Source organism: Mycobacterium sp. E3339, assembly GCF_001666915.1.
In the GTDB taxonomy this organism is placed as follows: Bacteria; Actinomycetota; Actinomycetes; order Mycobacteriales; family Mycobacteriaceae; genus Mycobacterium.
Map to the genome: position 1 here is coordinate 1 of NZ_LZIZ01000028.1, position 1,705 is coordinate 1,705.

Genomic DNA, 1,705 nt, shown 5'->3' on the forward strand with positions numbered 1-1,705 from the left:
GGGTAGTTCTCGTAGACGAACAGGGTGTCGAACAGTTGGTCGTGGCCGGTGGCGCGGTGAATCTCGTTGAGCGCCAGGTGTTGATGGTCGAGGGTGTGGTTGTGGGCGTTGTGCAGTTGTTCGAGCAGGTCGGCGGTGGTGGTGGCCGGGGTGATGGTGGCCCGCACCGGCACGGTGTTGATCATCAGTCCGACGATCGTTTCGGCGCCGACCACCTCCGTGGGCCGTCCCGACACCGCGGTGCCGAACACGACGTCGCGCTGGCCGGTCATGCCCATCAGCAGCTGCGCCCAGGCCGCTTGCAGCACGGTGTTGACCGTGGTGTGATTCGAGCGCGCCAGCTCGTTCAACGCCGAGGTGGCCTGCTCCGATATGTCGAACGCCCGAGTGGCTTTGGACCCGGGCTTGATTCGGGTTGGCGGGCCGACCAGGGTCGGGGCGTCGAGGCCGGCGAGTGCCTGGCACCAGGCGGCGCGGGCGGCGTCGACGTCGCGTTCGGCCAGCCAGGTGACGAAGCGGCGGTATGGCGTCGGGGCGGGCAGCGGCCGGCCCTGGTAGGCGGCGAAGATCTCTTGCAGCAGGATCGGCAGCGACCAGCCGTCCAGCACGATGTGATGGAACGTCAACAGGATTCGGTGCCGGTCCTCGGCGGTGCGGATCAACGCCACCCGGAAGACCGGCTCCTCGGCGAGCTCGCACACGCTCGCCCGTTCGGCGGCCCTGACGCGCTGGATCGGCTCCTCGGAGTCGAGCGTTTCGTATCGCCAGGCCGCCGAGGGGTTGGCCAAGACGATCTGCACCGGCTGGTCGAATCGTGGGCAGAACCGGGCGGCCAGGTTGGGGTGGCGCCTGACGACGGTCTGCACGGCGTCGTGCAGTCGTGCGGGGTCGAGGGAACCGTCGACGGCGATGTCGAGTTGCATCGCATACAGGTCGCCGAGGCCGTGAGCGGTGCGCGCGTGAAAGAGCAATCCCTCCTGGAGCGGGGTGAGCGGCAAGACGTCGGCGAGCTCGTATTGTTGTTGTAGTTGGTCGATTTGGTCCTGGGCGAGCCGGGCAGGGGCGATGTCGGAGGGGGTCAGGCCGCCGCCGCCGTGTTGGACGTGGCTGGAGATTCCGGTCAGCGCGTCGAAGAAGAGTTGGTTGAGCCGGTCGATCTGCGCGTGATCCAACACGGAGGGCGCCCAGGTCCAGGTGGCGTTGAGGCGCGAACCCGTGTCGGTGTCGATGGTGGCGGCGTTCAGCTCGACGCTGTGCGACAACGGCATCGGCACCGCGGCTGCCGCGGCGGCGATCTCCAGGCTGTCGCGGCTCACCCCCCACAGGTCGCCGGGGAGGTCGGCGGCGGCCGTGCCGCCGAGGCGTCCGAGGTAGTTGAAGCCGATGGTCGGGTCGGGTGTGGTCAGCTCGGTGGTGAGGTAGCGCAGCAGTCCGTAGGTCAGCGGGTGGGGCAGGGCGCGTAGTTGTTCCTTGGCGGCCTTGATGATTGGGCCCAGCGCGGGATCGCCGGCGGTGACGCGCGACCAGCCCGGCCCGGCCACCGACAGCGCGACCGGGTATTTGGTGGTGAACCAGCCCACCGTGCGGGACAGGTCCACGTCGCGGGACAGTTCGTCGTGGCGGCCATGCCCCTCGACGTCGATGCCGATCGCTTCGCCGGTGCCCAGGAATTCGGTCCAGGCCAGCGCGTAGGCGATCAGCAAGA

1 protein-coding gene is annotated in these 1,705 nt (G+C 68.7%); it reads right to left on the reverse strand.

Features of this window, described 5'->3' with window-relative positions:
• The coding region (locus A5702_RS02035; protein WP_231964968.1) for a condensation domain-containing protein at positions 1 to 1,705 on the reverse strand (1,705 nt) is incomplete at both ends.